Below are 19,268 nucleotides of genomic sequence, written 5' to 3' on the forward strand. Positions count from 1 at the left end.
TCCTCATCATGAGGCGACGCCGATGCTCTCAGAGAAATTCATTGTTCTGCTGGAAGCCGTTATCAGATCCCAAGGACATGTTTATCCGGACGGAAGCCCGCGGGTGGTAAGCAACTCTCCGCACGTCCCTGTGAAGCTGCCTGCAAAGTAGCACACGAAGCAGGCACCGAAACAAACCGGCCTCACCTCCTGTCATTGGACAAAGGGGATTCGGCTATGTCTGACGACCTTCATTTTGCGGATTTAGCAGAGGTATTGAAAGACGCTCACCTTCGGCGATCCGCTGATTTGGGCAGGTGGTTGAGGGAGTTCTTCCATAGGCGGCGCGAGGAAAGAATGGCCCGCGATCAAGAGCGAGCGCGCGCCTTGCCGCAGTCACAGAGCGGTCTCACGACGTAGGCTTTGCCCGCTCTCTGATCCAGTGCACATTTGCAGCTCAGAGGTTGAGTTATCGTCGCATCTACGATGCTCCGCTCGTGGAGCCGAACCGGGGGTTGAAAATGGCCGCAATCGCAAAAGCCCTCTTCCGTGTGTCGCACATCGATGGCGATGTCGAAACGTTCAAGACGCTGGTCATTTTTTGCGGTGTCGGTTTGTTGGTGTCTCTGCTCTTCGCAAGCTACGGGCTGGATTTGAGCGCCGGATTTTTTTGACGGAAAAAACGCCCTTTCAGCAAACACTCAGATTTGCCTCATTGGCGAAACTTGGAGGTCGCAATGAATGCCGTCGCAAGCGTTCTTTCCCGCGGACGGGGTCCTTCCGCCGACGAAGCGCTAAAGATTCTTGTAATTTGCGGCGTCGTCTTAGCCGTTTCGTTGCTTCTGGCAAGCTTGTCTGCCCATGTAGGACCAGCGCCGAGCGCCGTTGGCCTCGATGTAATGAACTGGATATGAGCGCTGGATTTTTCCGCCGAGGTGAACCGGGCCCGTCGGAGGGCCCGCCGTGACTCTGGCGAGGCCGCTGGCGCTGGTTCAGCTTGGGGAAGTTGGCGCGCCCGATCCGGCATGCTGTGGTCATGCACAGCCCATCCACAGCCCATCCACAGCCTATCCACAGGCCGCCGGAAACGGATCCGGATGGGATCATGAATTCCCGTTCCTCCGGCCGGCATGCGTCGCAGTTTCGCAACACTCGAAAGCTTCGTCAGCGGTGGGCACGATTTGGACTCCACACCGCTGCAATGTCGCCTCATTGTCTGCTGCGGGAAGTTCGACGGGGGGACGTTCATGAAAGACGTAAATACCGGGGCCTTGAAGTCAAAAAAGATCCAAACAGCGACGATGAAGCGGAGGGCGCTCAAACCAAAATCCATGGGAGCAACGGGGAAGATAAAGGCGCGGAGCCCGCAGGTCCGCGCCATTGTCGTTTCACCCCCGCAACCGCCTGGCATGTGAGGCCAGCCGGTGCGGCTGGCGCGGCGGCGGCGCTTCATTCGCATTTCGACCGTGCTTGCCGTATTTCGCTAAGGTCGAGGCATGGGCCGCGGCTAACGATACATCCCGGTCAGACGCGTTCGGCCGGCTGGTCGAGACCGGGCGGGAGTCAAAAAAGTGAGCGAAACCTTCTCCCGTTCAGTCTTCGTCGTCGAAGCTGACCGCCAGCCAATCCTAGCCATCGCCGCCAAAAAACATTTCGAGGCCGAGGCTTTCTTTGCCGACGAGAGGGTTCAAGCCAAACTCAAATCGCTTCATTCGAGCGGCAAACCTCTCTGCGATGACTGCTCAATTCTTCGCATACGCCTGGCTCATGCAGACGAAAGAGCGCGCTACGACGACGCACGGAATGCAACACGAGACCGCCGGGTGGTCTTTCTGGTGAATTTGGATGAAGTGGATCCCACCCCGTTGCTGTAGGCATTCTTTCTCCCTGGCCTCCAGGTCACCGAATGTCCTCGTCTCGGCCGCCCCTTGTCCACACCCATGACGCGCGGTAGCTCGCCGCTGTTCCGAGCCACGACCGATCGATAATTTGCGCGCCGCATCGAGCGGCGTTTTCATGCGTCATGCCCTTGCGACGAAAGCCCGCTCGTTTCCTCCGCCACTGGGCCGGCCCCGTCGATCGGGAGTCCGTCGGCGCGTCGGGCAAACAATTCAAGACGGTGCTGGTCTACTGCGTCAACTGCCCCCACAGCGGCCGGCTGAAGCTGGCCGATCTTCCTGACTGAGACTGGTACGACATCTCCGCGCACCTCGCCTGTACCGGCTGCGGCCGCGTCGGTTGGGTCGACACGCGGCTGGATTGGAGCGAGGTGATTAACTTCAACAAAGGCGTCTGCTGACTCTTGCGCTCATTTGCAGGCGTGCACAACCGGCAGCGCCCCCGTTCACCAGCGCGAACGCTCGAATGCTTCCGATGTCTAGGTTGTCTGCGTCGTGCAGTGATGGCATCCTGCCCCTTTCTAAAGGGGCTTTTGATGAATAGACCGACCCGCGTTTTTAAGTCTGTTAGGGAAATTGAACAGAGACTCGTAGAACTCAACAGGATGCTTCGTTTTCTTGGAGATCGAAAGGTTTCCGTGCATCGAGCATTGTCCGTCGACGCGCGCGCGATCCGACCGAAAACGCAATCCGCGCGAATGAGTGTCCAACGCAAGCGGCGAATGTACGGGATGCACCGACGGTTAGGATAGGGTTTTGTCCAAGGAACAGAAGTCTAAGGATGCGTTGGACGCATTTCGTGTCCTACGGGCGTTTCGCTCGATCAAAGACCCGGCAGCAAGACGGCGTGCACTCGAGACAGTTGAAAAAATTGCGGATGAGAGCCACGGAAGCCGTAGAGCAGCCGACGACAAAGCCGGATCTAAATGACGGATGAAGTACGCTGAACCCCGCCCCTACGCCGACCCAGAACAGGCCGCGCGGCGTCTTCTGGAGCATGCCAACGCCTTCGAGCCGATCCAGGACCGCCGAATCTACATCGAGATCATCAACGGCAAGATGCTATTCGGGGACAAGGCGACAGCTGCGGAATATTGGGCTGGTCTACAGTTCGCGATCGCACGCTGCTGGCTCGAGTATCACGAGAGCGGGACCTATGTGGGGATGATGCAGCCCGGAAAGGACCTATTCGCCTGACGCCATTCCGCAGAGATACGGAGTTTTGTTCCGCACCAGCCTACGGGGTTTCTCTTTTGAACCTTTTACCAATTCGGTTGACTGATGATTGAAGCGGCAGGTCGTCAACCACTACTGCTTCAAGCCCACTAGAAAACCCCGCTCCCCCCAAGGCGGGGTTTTCGCTTTTCGCATTGTTGCTTGCACCCGGACTACGGCGCGGCCGATTCGCAAAGCCCGCCCCAGATATCTATCTGAGGCTTATGCCCATACGGAGAAAGCCCCTCGAGATCCCCGCCCGCGGCCGCACGGCAGTTCGTGGCCGACATGCGGGCTTATCACGCCGCACAGGACGATAACCGCCGGGGCGAGATCGCGGTCGGCGCGCGTCACATGCTCTTGGACCACATGCCCAACGGCACGAAGCTGCGGGTGACAGAGGTCAAAGAACTGTTCCAGCAAATGAGGTCGCTGGCGTGACCGTGCATTGCACCTGCCGGATTGGGCAGTGCACCAAATGAGAAACATCCCGAAACCAGTCGGGCCGACACCCCGTAATTGAAGTGCCGGCTATAGCTCCTGTTGAACGGCAAGGGGCAATTGGAAGTGGCTGGTAGGGACCGTCTGCTTTTCCGAACTTTCGGGCGGTCCCACCTTCAAGTTTCACTGGGTCGGGGAGGTTTTTGAGGGGGCCGCGCGAAGGAGCCTATGTGGTCAAGATTGCTTGGATCCTCTTAAGCGTGACAGCCATGATCGGCTGGACTATCGCTATTTTTTGGGCGGTGTTTCAAGCTGCAGTGTGGATGTTCTCGTCATGACCACGCCCTGCATCCTCTGCGAGGGTACTGGTTAAGTCTGCGAGAACCACCAGGACCAGCCATGGACCGGGCCGCACGCCTGCACTTGCGGCGGCGCCGGCGCGCCCTAACTTGCGGCTTGATTTGGCTCACCGGATCAACAGGTGAGCTATGACCTTCGCTCCAGCGCTTTCGGCTAGCTTGATGCGGTTTGCTTCTTCGACGTATCGTTGTGCTTCGTTGATCGTCTTCCAACCATACCATGCCATCAGTTCGAACGCTGTGGTACCGTTTAGGGCATGTCGGACTGCGGAGGCCTTGCGAAGGCCGTGAGCCCGGCCGGGTACGCCGGCTTCAACGCAGCGATCGGCGAACCAATTACCAAATCCAGCCGCAGTGAACGGCTTGCCGGTTTCAGTTACCAAGAAAGTGAGCGGCTGAATGTTTGAGCCGGCGCTCGCGTGCAAGGCTAGCTCAGTGACAAGATCAGGCAACAACGAGATATCGAACTGAACATTCGTCTTCTGCCGCCGCATCGAGAGCTTGCCGTTCTTCACGTGTTGGCTGCCCATGCGTGTGATGTCACTGCGGGCGTGGCCGGTGCTGAGCAGTAGCTCGAGAGCTAGTCTCGCCTTTGTTCTGGATGGATGCCGCGCCTTATACTGCGCGATTTCGCCTTCAGACCATGTGTGAAAGCCGCCGGACTTCTTCACCTTCGCCAGCCTAACGCCAATCAGAGTGCGGATTCCGATGATCTCGCCCGGGTGTACCGATTTGATCTTGCCCAGGATTCCGAGATGATCTCGCCCTCCATTCCGATTTGATGTCGCCCGGGGCGCGAGGCGTTCTGGCTTTTTGATTTCTGGCATCGTCGAAACCGCGTGGTCAATCTTGAATCGCGGCTCGAAGGACTTGTTTTTGCTGCTCCTGTGGGCATGTGGGCAACGCTCTTTGCGTTGTCCAAGCGCAGCGGCATGTCCACAGCGCCACTGGCTCAGGCCTTTTGGCCGGTGCGCTCAATGGGCGTGCTCGGCGTCCCGGTCTACTGCACGGACCACCGGTGCAGCCACTCGATTGCACTCACGGCCGACCGCTGGCCGGATGACGTGAGACTTTCCGACATCGAGTCGCGCTTTGTCTGCGCTGCCTGCGGTAAGCGCGGCGCAGACGTCCGGCCGAATTTCGATCCCCCGAAAATGGGAACAGACGTATGAAGTACGCTACCGACCGCCCCTATGCCGACCCCGAGAAAGCCGCGCGCCGCTTGATGGAGCACGCCCGCGCCTTCGAGCCGATCCAGGACGGCAGGATATACATTGAAGATCAACGGGCCCTTCCTGTTCGAGGACAAGGCGACCGCGGCGGAGTATGGCGCCGGCCTCGAGCTCGCGATCGCGCGTGGCTGGCTCGAGCCGGGTCTAATCGCAGCCCCCTTTTGCAGCCACGTCACGCCACCGCTGGTCTTGTCGATGCGCACAATTGAGACCGGGCCAGCTAATACTTGCCGGCTGCGCCGGACGTGCGCCGGCGCCGGTTTGCTATCGTGCAACCGACGGATCGCTACATGGATTGCACCGCGATCCTTGCGGAGGTTCAGGCCAACAATGAAAAGGTCAAGCAACTCGCCTCTGACAAGGGCCTCAAGACAGCCCAGAACGTGGCGGCCGGCGTTGCCGGTTTCGTTGTGCCCGTCCTGTGGTTTGGCATGCCCTATGAAGCTCGAGTGACGTTGCCGTTGCACGCTTAGCCGCTTTCGGAGCGATGCGGCTCGCGATCGGTACATGAGGCCGGCTCTCCCCGGCCTCAGATGGCCGTGGCCTTTGAATTCATCGCGTATTCGCTGTTGAGCCATCCCTCCCCGACTGCCATGACATCTGCCTAAAATCAGAGCTTAATCTTTTGGAACAACCAGCGCTCTTCGCATTTGCTACGTCACAGCGGAATTGGAAATCGAGCTCTAACCCGCGAGGCACCAATCGTGTTCTTTTTCTTTCCAATTACTTCGCTGAGACTTGGTCGAACATGATGCTCGACGGCATCCGGTCGATCCGTAGCTTCGACCAGTCGCGGTGGAAGAATGCTCGATCGACGGTTATCATGATGGAGTGACCTTTTAGCGCTCCTTTATCGGTGAAAAGGCGCCATCCATGCCAAGCCAACGGGAGATATATCTAAGTTCGAATGGTGACCGCTGGTCGCTCTATCGGACCGATGACGGGAGGGTGCATGTCATCCATCAAGCCAACCTCTCTTCAGGCGGCTCTTCCGAAACGATCGAGATTTCCGACTTCCTCGCCCACGGCCGGATGGGGCCTGAGCAGCAAGCACTTATTCGGTTGATCGGTTCGTTGACCAATTGACTTTATCGTGTCTTTGACATGAACGAAAGACGTCGCGGTGCGAGACGCCGAACACTAAAAGCCGGCTCTATTACATTCGGCGGCAGCGTGATCGACTGCGTTGTGCGCAATTTCTCCGATACCGGCGCAGCACTTGTAGTCGCTTCACCCGTAGGTATTCCGGACAACTTCGTCTTGATTAAAGGCGAGCTTCGGCGAACATACACCGTTGTCTGGCGCAGCAAAGATCGTATCGGGGTGGCGTTTGTGGCGGCAACTTAACGGTGCGGATTTCCCAGGCATATCCAGCAAGAACCGTAACGCTTCGGCATAATAACGGTCGCTCGGCTGGTAACGTCGAGCGCCGTGCCCGTGTCATCCTAAAATCGTGCGGTATGAATGGCACGTTCCGACGTGCCATCTCGTCTTCGAGAGCTTGGGCGTGAGTGTGCCAATCTTTCGTGTCTTTCGTCTTACATGGCGGCGGATCACCGCGTTTGATCGCGTCGGCATCGTCTGCGATCGCACGGTGCACGGCGCCGTGCATCATCTCTAAAGCTTTGTCGGTGGATGCCGAACAATTCATTTCGTTCTCGGCCGCGATGGGCCGCGATTGCGGGATCAACAAGCGTCTTTCGGAACGACTTCAAGTTCGCGAGCGTGCGTTCTTCGTCGCGACCCATCGGGCGGCTGTAGCCGGCGACATCCGCCGCCAGCACAACCGCAAGTCGCCGTTCCACGCGCTCGCCGGCCAAAGGTCCTCCGGGTTGGAGCAGTTTATTTTGGCCTTCCAAAGCATAGACGCTGGTTCCGCCGGGTACAATGACCGAGAATAGGCCATTCGCCGGCGGACACTGCCCGTGGCCACCGGACGCACGACATTATCGTCGCAGAACGCATTATTGGAGGACTGGCATGGGACGGAAATACCAGAATGTCCTTGAAACGATTGGCAATACGCCGGTCGTGCGGATCAATCGTCTGGCGCCGCAAGGCGTGAACCTCTTTGTAAAAATTGAAGCCTTCAACCCTCTTGGTTCGGTGAAAGACCGATTGGCTTTGGGAGTAATCGAGGCGGCCGAAAAGTCAGGAGAGCTTAAGCCTGGCCAGACGGTGATAGAGGCGACGAGTGGAAATACCGGAATCGGTCTTGCGATGGTTTGCGCAGCAAAGGGATACCCGCTTGTAATCACCATGGCGGAGCCGTTTAGCGTCGAGCGGCGCAAGCTAATGCGTTTCCTTGGAGCGAAGGTCATCGTAACTCCCGCCGCTGAGCGCGCTGTGGGCATGATCAACAAGACCATCGAGCTTGCCAAGGCACATGGCTGGTTCATGACCCGGCAGTTCGAGAATGAGGCCAATCCCGATATTCATTCACGCACGACGGCCCGTGAGATCCTCGACGATTTCTCCGGGGAAAGGCTGGATTATTGGGTTACGGGCTATGGAACTGGCGGAACACTGAAGGGCGTCGCGCGGGTGCTTGCCAAGGAGAGTCCCGAAACGAAGATCGTCGTTTGCGAACCGGAAGATGCACAATTGTTGAACAGTCATATCAAGCAAGAGCGAAACCTGGACGGGACGCCAGCCGCACCGCATCCGACGTTTAAGCCCCATCCCATGCAGGGCTGGACGCCTGATTTCATCCCCAAACTCACCGACGATGCGGTTGCAATGAAGGTCATCGATCGTGTCCTGCCGATCTCCGGCCCCGACGCGATTCGCTGCAGCAAGGACCTCGCCACCAAGGAGGGCATCTTTGTTGGCATCACGTCGGGTGGGACCTTTGCAGGGGCGCTGAAGGTTGCCGCCGAGGCGGACAAAGGAGCAAACATTCTCTGCATGCTTCCCGACACCGGCGAACGCTATCTAAGTACGCCCCTATTCGCCGACGTATCGGCAGACATGAACGAGGAAGAACTCAAAATTTCTCGCTCTACGCCAGGCGCACAACTCAATCCTTGAGCGGTTATCACTGGCGACTCGCCTGAAAGCGAAAGGCGCAGCGTTCGAGTTCGGTCGGTCCGCCGCATGGCTGACTTCTGAGATGGGTCATTCGCGCGGTTTGCACCTCGGCCGATCACTCCGGTCTCTCCTCAACTCCGGACGTGCCGCTGCGACGCACTAACTGGCGTGATGGGCCAGATTCGGATGACAGGTCTTCTCCATCAGGCCTGTTTGGGGCTCGAGACCGTTCGGTTGTCGGAACGCAGCGAACAAATCCCAGGAATCCTGGGATTCCCTTCAGCGCGAACAAGCCGCGCTCCGCAAACTTGAGTTCGGTCCCAGCGACCAGATCGGTGACGACACGCGACACTAGTACTTGATCAGCGCCTGACTGTCCCATTACGCGCGCAGCGACGTGAACTGCAATTCCGCCTACGTGATCACCGCGCACCTCGATCTCGCCGGTGTGCAGTCCGGCGCGTAGGGGTAGCCCGATCTGCCGCGCCGCCGCACCAAGCGCGAGCGCGCAGCGAACCCCTCGGCCGGGGCCGTCGAATGTCGCCAGAATGCCGTCCCCCGTGCTTTTCACGAGCCTGCCACGATGCCGTTCGACCGTTTGCTTTGCCAAGCGATCGTGCGAGTCAAGCAGCTCGCGCCAGCGTCGGTCTCCCATATCGATCGCTCGCGTGGTGGAGTTCACAATGTCCGTGAATAGAACCGTGGCCAGCACGCGATCCGTTTCTTCTGCGAATTCAGATCGTTCGCCGGTCACAAATTCCTCGATATCCGAAATCAATTGTTCGCAATCGCCTCCACCTCGACCACCGCCTGTTGGGCATTGCGCCCGGGACGGTAGGCATACTGCTCTGGTGGAAGGTCGGCTTCGAAGATCGGTTCCAGCACCAGCATCGCTGCCGTCATGCAGACCCGATCCCGCACGGTCGAGATGCCCAATGGCCTGAGTTTGCCGTTGGCCTTCGGGATAAACACTCTTCTGATAGGATCCGGTTGGTAGCTCTCCTCCCGGAGCGCAAGCGCCAGTTCGCCAAGCCACCGTTGCACCCCGTACGCCTCAATGTCCGCGAAGTCCTGACCATCCACACCAGGTGCGCCCTTGTTGGAGCGGCACTGGGCATAAGCATGGGCCAGAATGTCCTCGCGGCTAATCTTGTCGTACAGGGCATAACACCGATAGCCGGCTTCTGCCTTCGCTTTCGCGTGCAACGCCTTCTGCAGTTTCTGAACAGTTTTCGGAGTTGATAGGTTGCCCAATCTCCAAATCCCTCACTACTTGTTGCGTCTGTCTTGAACTGAGGTCCCTTCCCTCCCCCGGCGTTACCCGGCTTCAGCGGTACTGCGAACCTCTCCGCCACCCCAAGGCGCCCGACCTGTCCCTCGCGAGCGTTCGGTTGGTCATCGCTGACCACGCCATGGGGCTTCCCGTGTTGCGTGCGCTTTCCTTGTGTACATGCCGCCGCCACTATCCCGGTGTAGCAAATGGACATGGCAGTCGGGTCGGCCTACACATCATCCTTTTCGGGGCTTGCTCAGCGTTCACTCGCGTTGCAGCCTGCACACTCGCGCTGTCACCAATTCGTGACACGCTAATCGAAGGCTTCAGCCACTTCGTTACCTCCATGACTGCTCCGATTGCTTCCGGCTGGAGCGATTGCCGGGTGGGCTTGCACCCACTGGAAAGCGTCGCCTTTGCACGGCGCACGCCAACAACGGACGATAACAAGGGCTTCAACGTGTCATCGCCGCTCGAAGACGCGCTTCAAAACGATCTGCAAGTGCGTCAAGTGCCCCGACTGTGTCCCCCTGAAAAGCCGATCCGTGCATAAGAGCAAGCGTGGTTGGTCTTAACTCCGTCAGCTTCTTATGTTGGGTCCGGTCGTGGGGCCGAGGCTTGTCAGGGCAAAGAAATCCTCAGCCTCCATCGCCGGGCCGACGATGTCGCTCCCGGTTAGAGGCGGACCGCCACCAAGCCTCGTAAAGAGGTCGCCGCACAAAAGGGTGCCAGTGGTTTCTTCGAACACGACGCCAGCGTCCCATCCGTGCGGGACATGGGGGGTATCAATATAACGACCTCGTTTGCCACCCAGATCGACAGTCTCGCGATCGGCAAGCACACGTGGTGGACGATCCGCCATATCTCCAACGGACACTCGGCATCCGACCGCGTCGTGCATCACCTCGGCATGATGGGAAGCGGCAAGCCATTCATTCATCGAACCGCACTCGTCAGCCTCGAAGTGACCGAAGCCCAGCCAGCGCAACTTTTGGATAGGGATAATCCTATCGACTGCTTCCGAGACCAGCGGAAACATCCTCCGCAGGCCGCAGTGGAAAAGCATAGGTTCGTCACCAAAGATCAAGAAATGATTGAACATGAACCCCGCCCCACCTTGCGCTTGGGGCAAAGGTTCGCCCGCTTTCGGAAGGTGTTGGGTTAGCGCAACCTCAGATGGCGACATTACGGTTTCACATATGACCAGCCCTGCTCCTGCAACTCCATGACGCGTACGATGCCGGACTTCACGAGTTGCGCCTGCGGAATTAGCGGAATGTCTTTATTTTCAGCCTTTCGCATATTTTCCTGAGTGTTGCTGCAAGCCTTGAAGGAGATCTCTGGTGTGCTCAGCGCGAGCGTCTCGATCCGTGCCTTTACCGGCGAGGTGTCCTCGCGCAGCATATGTAGGCCTGGACCGAACGTAATGACCTCAATCGATACTTTCTCGCCACGGTCTCGATAGTATTGTGCGACGTTGACTGCATTGTTGAGCGCGAGATTCATCATCGCCGGCTCGTTGCTATTTACTTGCAGAATAAGTCGATGCGCTTTCTCGGCAGACGTATCCCGCTTTAAGGCCGGCGCTGTTGGGTGTTTCTTTTCCTGAGCTGCCAAACACGGCGTAACGATGAGAAGAGCGAGCGCCACCACGGCTCTAACAGAGTTAGCAAATCCGAACATTATAAATTTCCCTTCAGTAACTAGATGATGAAACACTAGTTGCGGGGCTTAGCAACCGCTTGGGGCCATTTACAAGCGGCCGCCAGCTTAGTACGCGCTGGTTTCAGTCCTTCGAGCGAGAAAGTACCCTCGCGCGCCGTGCCCGTTCGGGGCGCGAGACGGATGGCAATGTCGCCCTCCTCAGGGAGTGACTGCAGCAAGCGTATCACATCAACTTGTAAAACAGCTCCGGCCCCAAGGCCGGTCGCGCTCGCCCCAATCTGCACCGGCCTGTCGCTATTGATACGGTACGAAATGGCATAATCTGAGCCGGGGCCCGATATGGTTTGCCCTGTGACAACGAGATTGGTTTGGCCTTTGCGGCAGTCGATGGAGAGCTGCATCTCGGAGCCGGGTTCGCCTTCACGGGACCGGGCGACAACAACGACGACGGGCGAATAATCGACAGGCGAAGTCGTCTCACTAATCACCCAATTACCAATCGCTGGCGGCGAGCGCTGGATATCCTGAGCCGGAGCAATTTCGCTCGCAAACGAAATCGCTACGAACATAGTTATGGCAACCGTCCTCATTGCGATACTTGTTTTGCACGAGCCTGACGATCGAGCCATGCTTGCGCCGAGGAGGATCGTACCAGTCCGGGGACCGTCGCGGCCAGATTGATCGACTTCCATTTCGGGTCGAAGCCCGGTCCCTGTAATCGATCAATTCGGGAAAACAGGTAATCTACGAGACGGGCGACTCGTTGATAACGGTTCGAATTTGCTGGCCAATTGAAGGAAAGCAGCACCGTCGGAACTGCGATTGTCGGTATTCGTTCGCCTTGCTTGATCAGGTTGGGATAATCGCTCGCCTCCAGCACCGTCGGAAGATAGTAGTCCTCGAACTTGCTTTCGTACGCCACCGGCAAGAACTTGAAGCCAGGATCCCAGCGCCCCCGAACGAAAGCGTCAACTGGCTTTGACGTGATGAATACCACGGCGGCGATCTCGCCCTTGCGCATCTGTTCCAGCGCAACCTGATGCGGAATAAACGTTTTTTCAACGTCAAGGCCCAATCGACTGAAGATTAGTGGTCCCGAATAGGCGGCAGCTGTGCCGAGGGTATTGAAATTGACCTTCTTGCCGGCGAGATCCTTCAGGCTTTGAATCTCTGGACGAACGAAGATATGCAGCTCTGACGGGAACAGGTTCAGAAGATAGACGATGCGTTTCTGAATGTCCGGCGCCTGTATCTTGTATTCCTCAAGTGCGTCGGAATTGACTATCGCCATATCCACGCCACGTAGATTGAGGAGCGCGTTCATATTTTCAACGGGACCCCTCGTTACGATAGGTAGGACGAGCAGGTTCTGTCCGTCGTCAACGGCGCGAGCGATCTCGGCAGCAAAACGGATAGGCGCACCCTCGAGCTGGCCGCCAGCAAGACCGACGGTCCATGCGTTCATTGCCGCCTTTTGCACCACCGACGGAGAAGCGCTACGTGCCGCGCGCCCGCCTTGCGTCTGCGCATCAACGTCGCCCGGTAATACGATCGATATGACAACCGCCAATGCAGAAACCAGCTTCCAGAAATTGGTTCTAAAAAGCGTATTCATTGAAATACCCCTGAATAAAACCCTTTTATTCCCGCCGTTGGCGCCCCGCTGGCAAGTGCATATAGATGATGTCACTTACGCAGCGCGTCGCTTCGACTCTTCGCTTCGCGAACGCCGCCAGCCGTCGCCTTCGCGTAGAGTTCGTCGGCTTTCGACGCATCGCCGCGAGTCCCGTACGTTCCCCAGCTAGTAAGAATGTTAGGATCATACGTCTCCGCTAATGCAAAGCTGGCCCTGGCGCTACCTGCCTCGACAGCGCGCTCGAGCACGATCCGGGCCGCGCCGATATCCCCCTGGGTCAGAAGCGCCCTGGCTCGCGCGAGCAGCTTCGTCGCTTCCGGACTTTCTTGCACCTCTTGCGATTCCGCCGCGGCAAGATCCGTAATCGGCTTCGCCTGAACGCCCTGGCTACTCGTCAAGCGATCGGATCCCGTGCGAGCCGCAAGTTCGCGCCGCGTGGTATTAAGATCACGCGCCAGGGCGGACGCATTGTCACGTTCTTGCTGCAAGGATTGCCGCAGCTCCGCTGCCTCGGCTTCGGCCATCTGCTTGAGCTGTTTCATATCGTTGTTCGCCTTACTCGTGTCCGCAGTCTTCGACTCGAGGTCGCGGCGCAGGGCCGCCAGCTCGTCCGTCAGCGCGGCGCCACGCGCCTGCTCCGCTTCGAGCGCGCTGCGAAACTGCTCGGCGGTTGACGTCTGCTGTTGCGGCCCTACGGCGGTTGTTTTGTCGCGCTCCTGCTGCAAGGATTGCCGCAGCTCCGCTGCCTCGGCTTCGGCCATCTGCTTGAGCTGTTTCACATCGTCGTTCGCCTTACTCGTCTCCGCAGTCTTCGACTCGAGGTCGCGGCGCACGGCCGCCAGCTCGTCCATCAGCGCGGCGCCACGCGCCTGCTCCGCTTCGAGCGCGCTGCGAAACTGCTCGGCGGTTGCCGCCAGCTGTTGCTGCGCTGCGGCGGTGGTCTTGTCGCGCTGCAAGGATTGCCGCAGCTCCGCTGCCTCGGTTTCGGCCATCTGCTTGAGCTGTTTCACATCGTCGTTCGCCTTACTCGTCTCCGCAGTCTTCGACTCGAGGTCGCGGCGCACGGCCGCCAGCTCGTCCGTCAGCGCTGCGACGCGCGCCTGTTCCGCTATGAGCGCACTGCGAGATTGATCGGCGGTTGCCGCCAGCTGTTGCTGCGCTGCGGCGGACTGCTTCAAAAGGGCAGCAGTTTGGTCGCGCTCTTGCTCGAGCGATTGCACCTTAGCGAGTTCTGCTCGCACCTGGAGATTGGCTCCGTCCATGGTGCGCCGCGCCTCGGCAAGCTCGTTCGTCAACAAATTTAAGCGCTCATCGTTCTTCGACGTTTGTCGCGCTTTCATATCCGGTGTTTCTGTGACCTGCTGGAGTTGCGCGGCGTCGGCGGCGTTGGTCGGATTGGACTCATCTTGTGGCTGAGGCGCCGATAGGCCGGACTTGCGCAGTTCCCGGCTCGCCAGCGGAACCTTCTCCCTGACTGCATTCGGAAGGTCTGGGTATCTCGTAAAAAAGGCGGCGACCTCGTTGTGACGGTACAATCCGAAAATCGCCATTGCGATCAAGCCGACCGCTATCGAAGTTGTAAATTTCCGGCGCTCGCCCCGCTCGCCGCTCGTTGGAGTAGCTACCAGTGGCTCAGCCTCATCTGGCGTTCCGACTGCCGGAACGATTGTTAAGACGGAAAAAGGTGCAAGGAGGCCCTGGGTCTTCGGTGGCACAGAGGGCGTTGGGGGAGCCGAAAGCGAACATCCGGCTTCCTGTTTCACCACCAAGTCATATTTTCCGTTCGAAATTGGATTCCAGTGGGAAGCACGAACGTTGCTCGGTTCACCGTCTTCTCGGACCCATTCTTGAGAGGCCGCCAACCACTGAACAACATCAAAGCGCCCGCTGGCATCATCTACGACGATGACAAACTCTCCATCTTTCGGCGCGGTATCAATTGAATAGCGCATAGAAAAAGCACGCCTATTTTAAGCGGCTTATTTTCGGTCGTATCATCTATAGTCAAAAAAGCTGTATTTTGGCCTTGTCGTGAATCCCAAGCACTGTGCGGAGTAGTGCTGCCAAGAAAATCGAGCCCACAGCCGTATCAAAAAAATTGTACAAGTAAGTTAAGCTAACTCGTTTCTCCTTTCAACCGATTTAAATCTCGAGGTTCCAAAACGGGAACAACGGGTTCTCAACGTACCTAGTGCTTATTCGCCTTCAATAAACTTGCTGAAAGATGCCGTCGGACTATCTGGTGTTTAATCGATCGCATTCTCTCGCGACCAAAGGAGCCCCTCGCGCCCTTATTCCGACTACTGGCGAGTGCGACAGCGATGGCTGTTCTTTTGATGACCGCGCGACGCATCCTCGGCGACGATTCCTGCTCATCGACATGCGGCGCGATGGAGCGAGGTCGTCGACTTCAACAAGGGGATCGGAGAGTAGCGCTTGCTTGAAGGGTTGGGTTGCGCAATGCTCCCCCAATTCATAGCCGACTCGTTTTTTATGGGTAGCAATTAAAGAAATGTCTGACGACGCTCCGCAGGTGGACTTTAGCGCCACCGCCGGCCTTTTCAAATGGCCCTCTTTCGCAAATGAACGCCGAGAAGATCGGCCGCCGTACTCGATTACAGAAGGCACGCTAGATGAATGCATTCGGGCATTCATGGCTAAGCCTGAGAAGGCGCGCCACCTCTACGAGATCCATACGAAGCCTCAGGCATCAATCGTAACGTCCATTTTGTCACCGGAGCACATTGTCGAACTCTCCAGGCTCCGGGACTTTCTTTAAGAGAGAGCCTTGGTGCACGACGTTGCCGGACGACATACACCAAGGCTCACCATGCCCGCGCGGACTTCCCCTGTCGGATGGCGCCTAACGGTGAACGATGTTTTGGGCCAAATTTTGTGCGTTAGCGATAGGAGCGGTCTTGTCGAAAGAACAGAAGGCTATACCGGTTTAAAAGCCGATCCTATCGGCTAGTCTGCCGGACCTCGTGGATTTCCTGCGCTGTAGACGAAGGTCTTTTGCAGCGCTATCCCGTTCACTCTCTGAACTCTGAGCAGAAGGCGGGCCTATGGGCCAACGAGCCGGCCCAAGCTGCCCGCGCAGCGGGCGAAGCTGATCGCTAAGCGGAAGGCTGCCTATGAAGCGGTTCATCCGGAAACGACGCACGGCGGCACCGGACGCCGCGGAAAAGACGCCAATTTGGCGTCTTTTACTTCCGACACGGCCGCTAAGACCGGAAAGCCAGAACGATCAATCCAGCGCGACGCGACCCGCGCCAAGATGCTAGGCGCCGATCTAGACCGCGTCGCCGGGACGTCGCTGGATAAGGGCGCCGAACTTGACGCGCACGCCGCGATGCCGGCTGACGCCCGCGCACTGCCGATCCAGCGCGGGCGAAAAGCGACAACCGTGGAGCAGCGCACTGCACAACGAACAGTGAGACTTTCGGAAGATCGCAGTTGATGTAACTCGCCGCAAAATCAAAGAAGGTGGGAAACAGCGTGCGGCGAACGATACTGATCAATCCGTTCAACTTGCTTGCAGAAGTCCCAAGCCGGCAGGAGCAACTGACCGCGCGTTCAACGCCCGTCTGTTCGGACGATATCGTCTGTAACGCAACCATCCAATGGAGCAACGAGGCACAGGATTGGTAGCTTACCAGCACATTTGGGCAGCCCGCCCACTGCAATCGCTGTAGTGCTGACTGCGACATTAAATGGCTCTCGTTTAACTGACGCGGCCACGTTCGACCGCAAGCATCGACGGTACATCGAACAATGCCCGGGTCACGCTTTTTCGCGTCCTGATCTGGCGGACTTCTTGAATTTGGCCGCCGGAAATACCAAGGTCCGTCAGCGTGGCAACCATTTTTCTACCTGACAAATGGTCCGTCGATCGCGCGGGGTGTTCTGCCGGGTCGCTGCCTCGCCCAGTTCCTGCGTCGCGCCGTATTCATCGGCGCGCCGGCGTTTTGCTTGGGCTTTGATTTCGAGCGCGTCAGCCTGCGCGATTTACGCCCGGCGCCGGCCCAGCCATCCTTTCAGGCCGCGGCGGCGCCGGCGCCCACGCTCGCGCGGCCTCTCCGGGGCAGGCAGCGGCTCGAACGGAGCAATCTCAGCGACAGCTTCGATCGCCTCCGGTCCTAGCTCATCGACTACGGGTTGGTGCGGAGGTTCTGTTCGAACCGCGACCGCCGTTTCGATCTCAGTTAGAAATGCCCTACCCGCTGGCGTGATTTCCCAGCCATCCGGATCGCGAACAACGAACTGCGCGGCGAAAATGTTCAAGCCCGGTGCGTGTTCAGCCAGGCGCTTCATCCGCTCGGACCAATCCTTACCGCTCGTCATAAGGATAGCGACAGCCTGCCTGACATCGGCGAGCGTAGCCCGCCCGCCCGCCCGGCCGGCCAGCACTTTCAGAACGGTCAGTTGGAAGCTCACCTGCAGTGCTCCCGATCCGCGCTGGACGCACTTCGATAATGCGCCGGGACGGTTAATCGGCGGTCAACGTACTAGACCCCCGCGGGAAACCATTCGAACTATGTAAAAAAATGCACGCCATCGCCAAACTCAACGCGGCGAAGGCGTCCGACTTAAGAACTTTCAGGACTAAGCAACGCAAGCTTAGACAGCATTAGTGAAGGGATCGTTTAGCCCAAGAGCCTTCGAAACTGAACGACCGATCAGCGAACCAGATTTTGCAGGCTGAGAAGGACCGTGTCAGAGAAGTCCCGTCGGACGTCTCCCAACGTCTCAAGAAAGCCGGTTGTTGTCCTGATCGATCAACTCGATCTTCTTCGTATCGTTGAAGAACGGCCGCGTCGTGAGGCCGTCCGACCATTTGATCTCAACCCCGAAGCGATTGATCTCGCTCACGAGACCCGTTGCTTCATCGTCTCCGATCCAACGAACGCGATCGCCCTTTGCCAGTCGCTGCGCCTGTTCCCTGGTCATTCCAAGCCAGGCACGATCTTGGACCCGACGAACGACACGCCAATCCAAGCGCCTTGGCGCCAGATCGCGCGACAGAGGACTGTCTTACCGCGCGGCACTATCAACCTGAATTCATCCGGCACTTCTGATTGCGCAGCCACCTGAATGGCCGCTCCGGTTTCGGAGACGTCTCGCAGAGCGCAGGACATCGAAAGGTCGCCGAACCTAACCAGCGCCGTATCGAGCACTTTGCGTCGCGCGGACTTGCGCCTGTCGGAAAGGACGATCATTTCTGGTCCGTCGACTGAGCAGAAGGGCAGCTTCGCTCGATCGTGCCCGGTATTGATTGCGAGTTTGCTAACAGCGTGCGCTCAGGCTTCGCACGAACTGAGTTCCCGATTTAGCCGCGGCGCTCGTCATCAAGCTTAAGTCGATTGCGCACCGCGGCTTACGAAGCCGTGCGTCCGGAGAGGAAGAACGGGACGACGGGGCGCGGCTAAGGTCTCCCAAGTTGGGAAAGCTTTCGATTTCGATGGCGTCGGCCCGCGCGGGAGGCCAATGGTTACGAAGCGTTTATCGAAGTTTTTTACGGTAGCGATGCTTCGCTCCGAAGCGCCGTTGAACGAATAACGAATGCCCCAAAAGCAGAAAAAGCTCGATACACCGTTCTGGTCGGCACGCTCTACAGTTTCTGGAACGGTGTCACCGTCGCCGCCGTCACTAGCGGCGTGCTTTGCTTTCTCCTGATCGCTAAGCACTACTTCCCTCAGGTCCAACTGACCAAGGTCAACGACCTGACGTCGCGCGTCGACCGGCGTTGGCCGCCACAGCGGCAACTGCATCCATGCTTCATGCTCGATAGTTACTTCGCCGCCTAGGGCGGCGATCACAACATATCCGGGCGCCCCAAATCGCGGGAACACTGCAGCGCGGCCGTTGTAAGTGCGTACCGCGTCCAATTTATCCATTGGGGCTTCCGCCAAATCTTCGTAAACCGATGTTGATTACGCCGCGCGTGCCCAGGGATCGATCGCCGCCAACTGCCTCTCCAACATAGAGATCGTTCGTGTGAGATTGTCGCGACGCGATCTCAAATGCTCCGTTAGCGTCGAGCAGAAAGCGCCGACCTCATCGAGGTTTGAGGATAATTGCTCCTCTTCCGCGATATCAGAACTTATGAGTTGAACTCTCCAGTTGAGGTCTGCAAGTAGCGCCTGTAGCTGCACTGACCCGGTAATTTCAGAGTGGAACGCTTGGCTCATAACGGTTGCCTCAGGCTGAAACAGACCCGGTCCGGGTCGATGGGCTTGAGGGGCCATGCAAGAGCAGCGCCAAACGGCGATCGTTCCGATCGCAGCCGCTCCTCGGTTCCAGAATTAACCGCCAAGCGCAGTATCAAGCTTAATTAGCGACTTCAGTTGCATGTCGCGCTTCGACAACTACGGTTGCCTGCATCGGACAATTGTCCCCCTGTCTGGGTCCACCATGGCGAAGTCGTCGCGCCAACATACTCGGCGCGGCGGCTTCGTTGGCCAAATGGACGATGAAAAATGCGCAACATCTTGTCGAGGTCACTCGCGACAGTGACGTGGATCGCCCTCCTCTCGCTGG

At 58.1% G+C, this 19,268-nt stretch carries 21 protein-coding genes; 9 read left to right on the top strand and 12 right to left on the bottom strand.

The annotated features are described in order from the left end of the window. Nucleotides 1-500: 500 nt before the first annotated feature. The 4 genes from UP10_RS45575 to UP10_RS44925 all read left to right on the top strand — a co-directional run bounded on the left by UP10_RS45575 (nt 501) and on the right by UP10_RS44925 (nt 3,533). Nucleotides 501-653 carry a hypothetical protein gene (locus UP10_RS45575; protein WP_197086778.1) on the top strand — a complete coding sequence of 51 codons (153 nt, stop codon included), beginning with the start codon at nt 501-503 and terminating at the stop codon, nt 651-653. A gap of 897 nt (nt 654-1,550) precedes the next feature. Further along, the gene (locus UP10_RS44920) at nt 1,551-1,853 is read left to right on the top strand and encodes a hypothetical protein (protein WP_156180689.1); all 303 of its coding nucleotides are present in this window, start codon (nt 1,551-1,553) and stop codon (nt 1,851-1,853) included. Between the two features lie 957 nt (nt 1,854-2,810). After that, nucleotides 2,811-3,074, top strand: a complete 264-nt coding sequence (locus UP10_RS38505; RefSeq protein WP_044592394.1) for a hypothetical protein — start codon at nt 2,811-2,813, stop codon at nt 3,072-3,074. A gap of 297 nt (nt 3,075-3,371) precedes the next feature. Then, entirely contained in the window at nt 3,372-3,533 is a 162-nt protein-coding gene (locus UP10_RS44925; protein WP_156180691.1) for a hypothetical protein, read from the top strand. A 466-nt stretch (nt 3,534-3,999) separates the two neighbouring features. On the opposite strand, the gene UP10_RS38510 is transcribed toward UP10_RS44925, so the two are convergent. Next, nucleotides 4,000-4,719 carry a tyrosine-type recombinase/integrase gene (locus UP10_RS38510; protein WP_050044031.1) on the bottom strand — a complete coding sequence of 240 codons (720 nt, stop codon included), beginning with the start codon at nt 4,717-4,719 and terminating at the stop codon, nt 4,000-4,002. A gap of 12 nt (nt 4,720-4,731) precedes the next feature. Between UP10_RS38510 and UP10_RS43650 the strand changes: the two genes are divergently transcribed. The 5 genes from UP10_RS43650 to cysK all read left to right on the top strand — a co-directional run bounded on the left by UP10_RS43650 (nt 4,732) and on the right by cysK (nt 8,154). Further along, the gene (locus tag UP10_RS43650) at nt 4,732-5,064 is read left to right on the top strand and encodes a hypothetical protein (protein ID WP_156180693.1); all 333 of its coding nucleotides are present in this window, start codon (nt 4,732-4,734) and stop codon (nt 5,062-5,064) included. Between the two features lie 350 nt (nt 5,065-5,414). Then, the gene (locus UP10_RS44930) at nt 5,415-5,597 is read left to right on the top strand and encodes a hypothetical protein (protein ID WP_156180695.1); all 183 of its coding nucleotides are present in this window, start codon (nt 5,415-5,417) and stop codon (nt 5,595-5,597) included. A gap of 631 nt (nt 5,598-6,228) precedes the next feature. Continuing rightward, nucleotides 6,229-6,471, top strand: a complete 243-nt coding sequence (locus tag UP10_RS43665) for a PilZ domain-containing protein (RefSeq protein WP_082077513.1) — start codon at nt 6,229-6,231, stop codon at nt 6,469-6,471. A 215-nt stretch (nt 6,472-6,686) separates the two neighbouring features. Then, nucleotides 6,687-7,025: a hypothetical protein gene (locus UP10_RS44935; protein ID WP_156180697.1), complete on the top strand. Its 339-nt coding sequence runs from the start codon at nt 6,687-6,689 to the stop codon at nt 7,023-7,025. Between the two features lie 79 nt (nt 7,026-7,104). Next, a complete protein-coding gene (gene cysK, locus UP10_RS38530; RefSeq protein WP_044592398.1) occupies nt 7,105-8,154 on the top strand; it encodes a cysteine synthase A in 1,050 nt (349 codons plus the stop codon). 115 nt (nt 8,155-8,269) lie between these two features. Here the strand turns inward: cysK and UP10_RS43675 are convergent, their stop codons facing one another. The 11 genes from UP10_RS43675 to UP10_RS38590 form a co-directional block, all read right to left on the bottom strand. Further along, the gene (locus tag UP10_RS43675; RefSeq protein WP_245322173.1) at nt 8,270-8,932 is read right to left on the bottom strand and encodes an adenylate/guanylate cyclase domain-containing protein; all 663 of its coding nucleotides are present in this window, start codon (nt 8,930-8,932) and stop codon (nt 8,270-8,272) included. Further along, the gene (locus tag UP10_RS46195; protein WP_245322174.1) at nt 8,929-9,408 is read right to left on the bottom strand and encodes a reverse transcriptase family protein; all 480 of its coding nucleotides are present in this window, start codon (nt 9,406-9,408) and stop codon (nt 8,929-8,931) included. Before UP10_RS46195 ends, UP10_RS43675 begins: the two co-directional genes overlap by 4 nt. A 599-nt stretch (nt 9,409-10,007) precedes the next feature. Next, nucleotides 10,008-10,529 (bottom strand): oxygen-binding di-iron domain-containing protein, encoded by a 522-nt coding sequence (locus UP10_RS38545; protein ID WP_197087011.1) that lies wholly within the window; start codon nt 10,527-10,529, stop codon nt 10,008-10,010. Nucleotides 10,530-10,612: 83 nt separating this feature from the next. After that, entirely contained in the window at nt 10,613-11,110 is a 498-nt protein-coding gene (locus tag UP10_RS38550) for a DsrE family protein (protein WP_044592399.1), read from the bottom strand. A 35-nt stretch (nt 11,111-11,145) separates the two neighbouring features. Further along, nucleotides 11,146-11,661 carry a hypothetical protein gene (locus tag UP10_RS38555; RefSeq protein WP_156180699.1) on the bottom strand — a complete coding sequence of 172 codons (516 nt, stop codon included), beginning with the start codon at nt 11,659-11,661 and terminating at the stop codon, nt 11,146-11,148. A gap of 17 nt (nt 11,662-11,678) precedes the next feature. After that, on the bottom strand, nt 11,679-12,707 hold the full coding sequence (locus UP10_RS38560; protein ID WP_156180701.1) for a TAXI family TRAP transporter solute-binding subunit: 1,029 nt from the start codon (nt 12,705-12,707) through the stop codon (nt 11,679-11,681). 71 nt (nt 12,708-12,778) lie between these two features. Next, nucleotides 12,779-14,680, bottom strand: coding sequence for a coiled-coil domain-containing protein (locus UP10_RS45580; protein WP_197087012.1), 1,902 nt, complete (start codon nt 14,678-14,680; stop codon nt 12,779-12,781). 2,056 nt (nt 14,681-16,736) lie between these two features. Then, nucleotides 16,737-17,165, bottom strand: a complete 429-nt coding sequence (locus tag UP10_RS38575) for a hypothetical protein (RefSeq protein WP_044592402.1) — start codon at nt 17,163-17,165, stop codon at nt 16,737-16,739. Between the two features lie 312 nt (nt 17,166-17,477). Beyond that, nucleotides 17,478-17,600, bottom strand: a complete 123-nt coding sequence (locus UP10_RS46440; RefSeq protein WP_283807717.1) for a hypothetical protein — start codon at nt 17,598-17,600, stop codon at nt 17,478-17,480. Nucleotides 17,601-17,674: 74 nt separating this feature from the next. Then, nucleotides 17,675-17,947, bottom strand: coding sequence for a PilZ domain-containing protein (locus UP10_RS38585; protein WP_044592404.1), 273 nt, complete (start codon nt 17,945-17,947; stop codon nt 17,675-17,677). Between the two features lie 135 nt (nt 17,948-18,082). After that, a complete protein-coding gene (locus UP10_RS38590) occupies nt 18,083-18,625 on the bottom strand; it encodes a hypothetical protein (RefSeq protein WP_044592405.1) in 543 nt (180 codons plus the stop codon). Nucleotides 18,626-19,268: the final 643 nt, after the last annotated feature.

This window comes from Bradyrhizobium sp. LTSPM299 (assembly GCF_000938235.1).
In the GTDB taxonomy this organism is placed as follows: Bacteria; Pseudomonadota; Alphaproteobacteria; order Rhizobiales; family Xanthobacteraceae; genus Bradyrhizobium.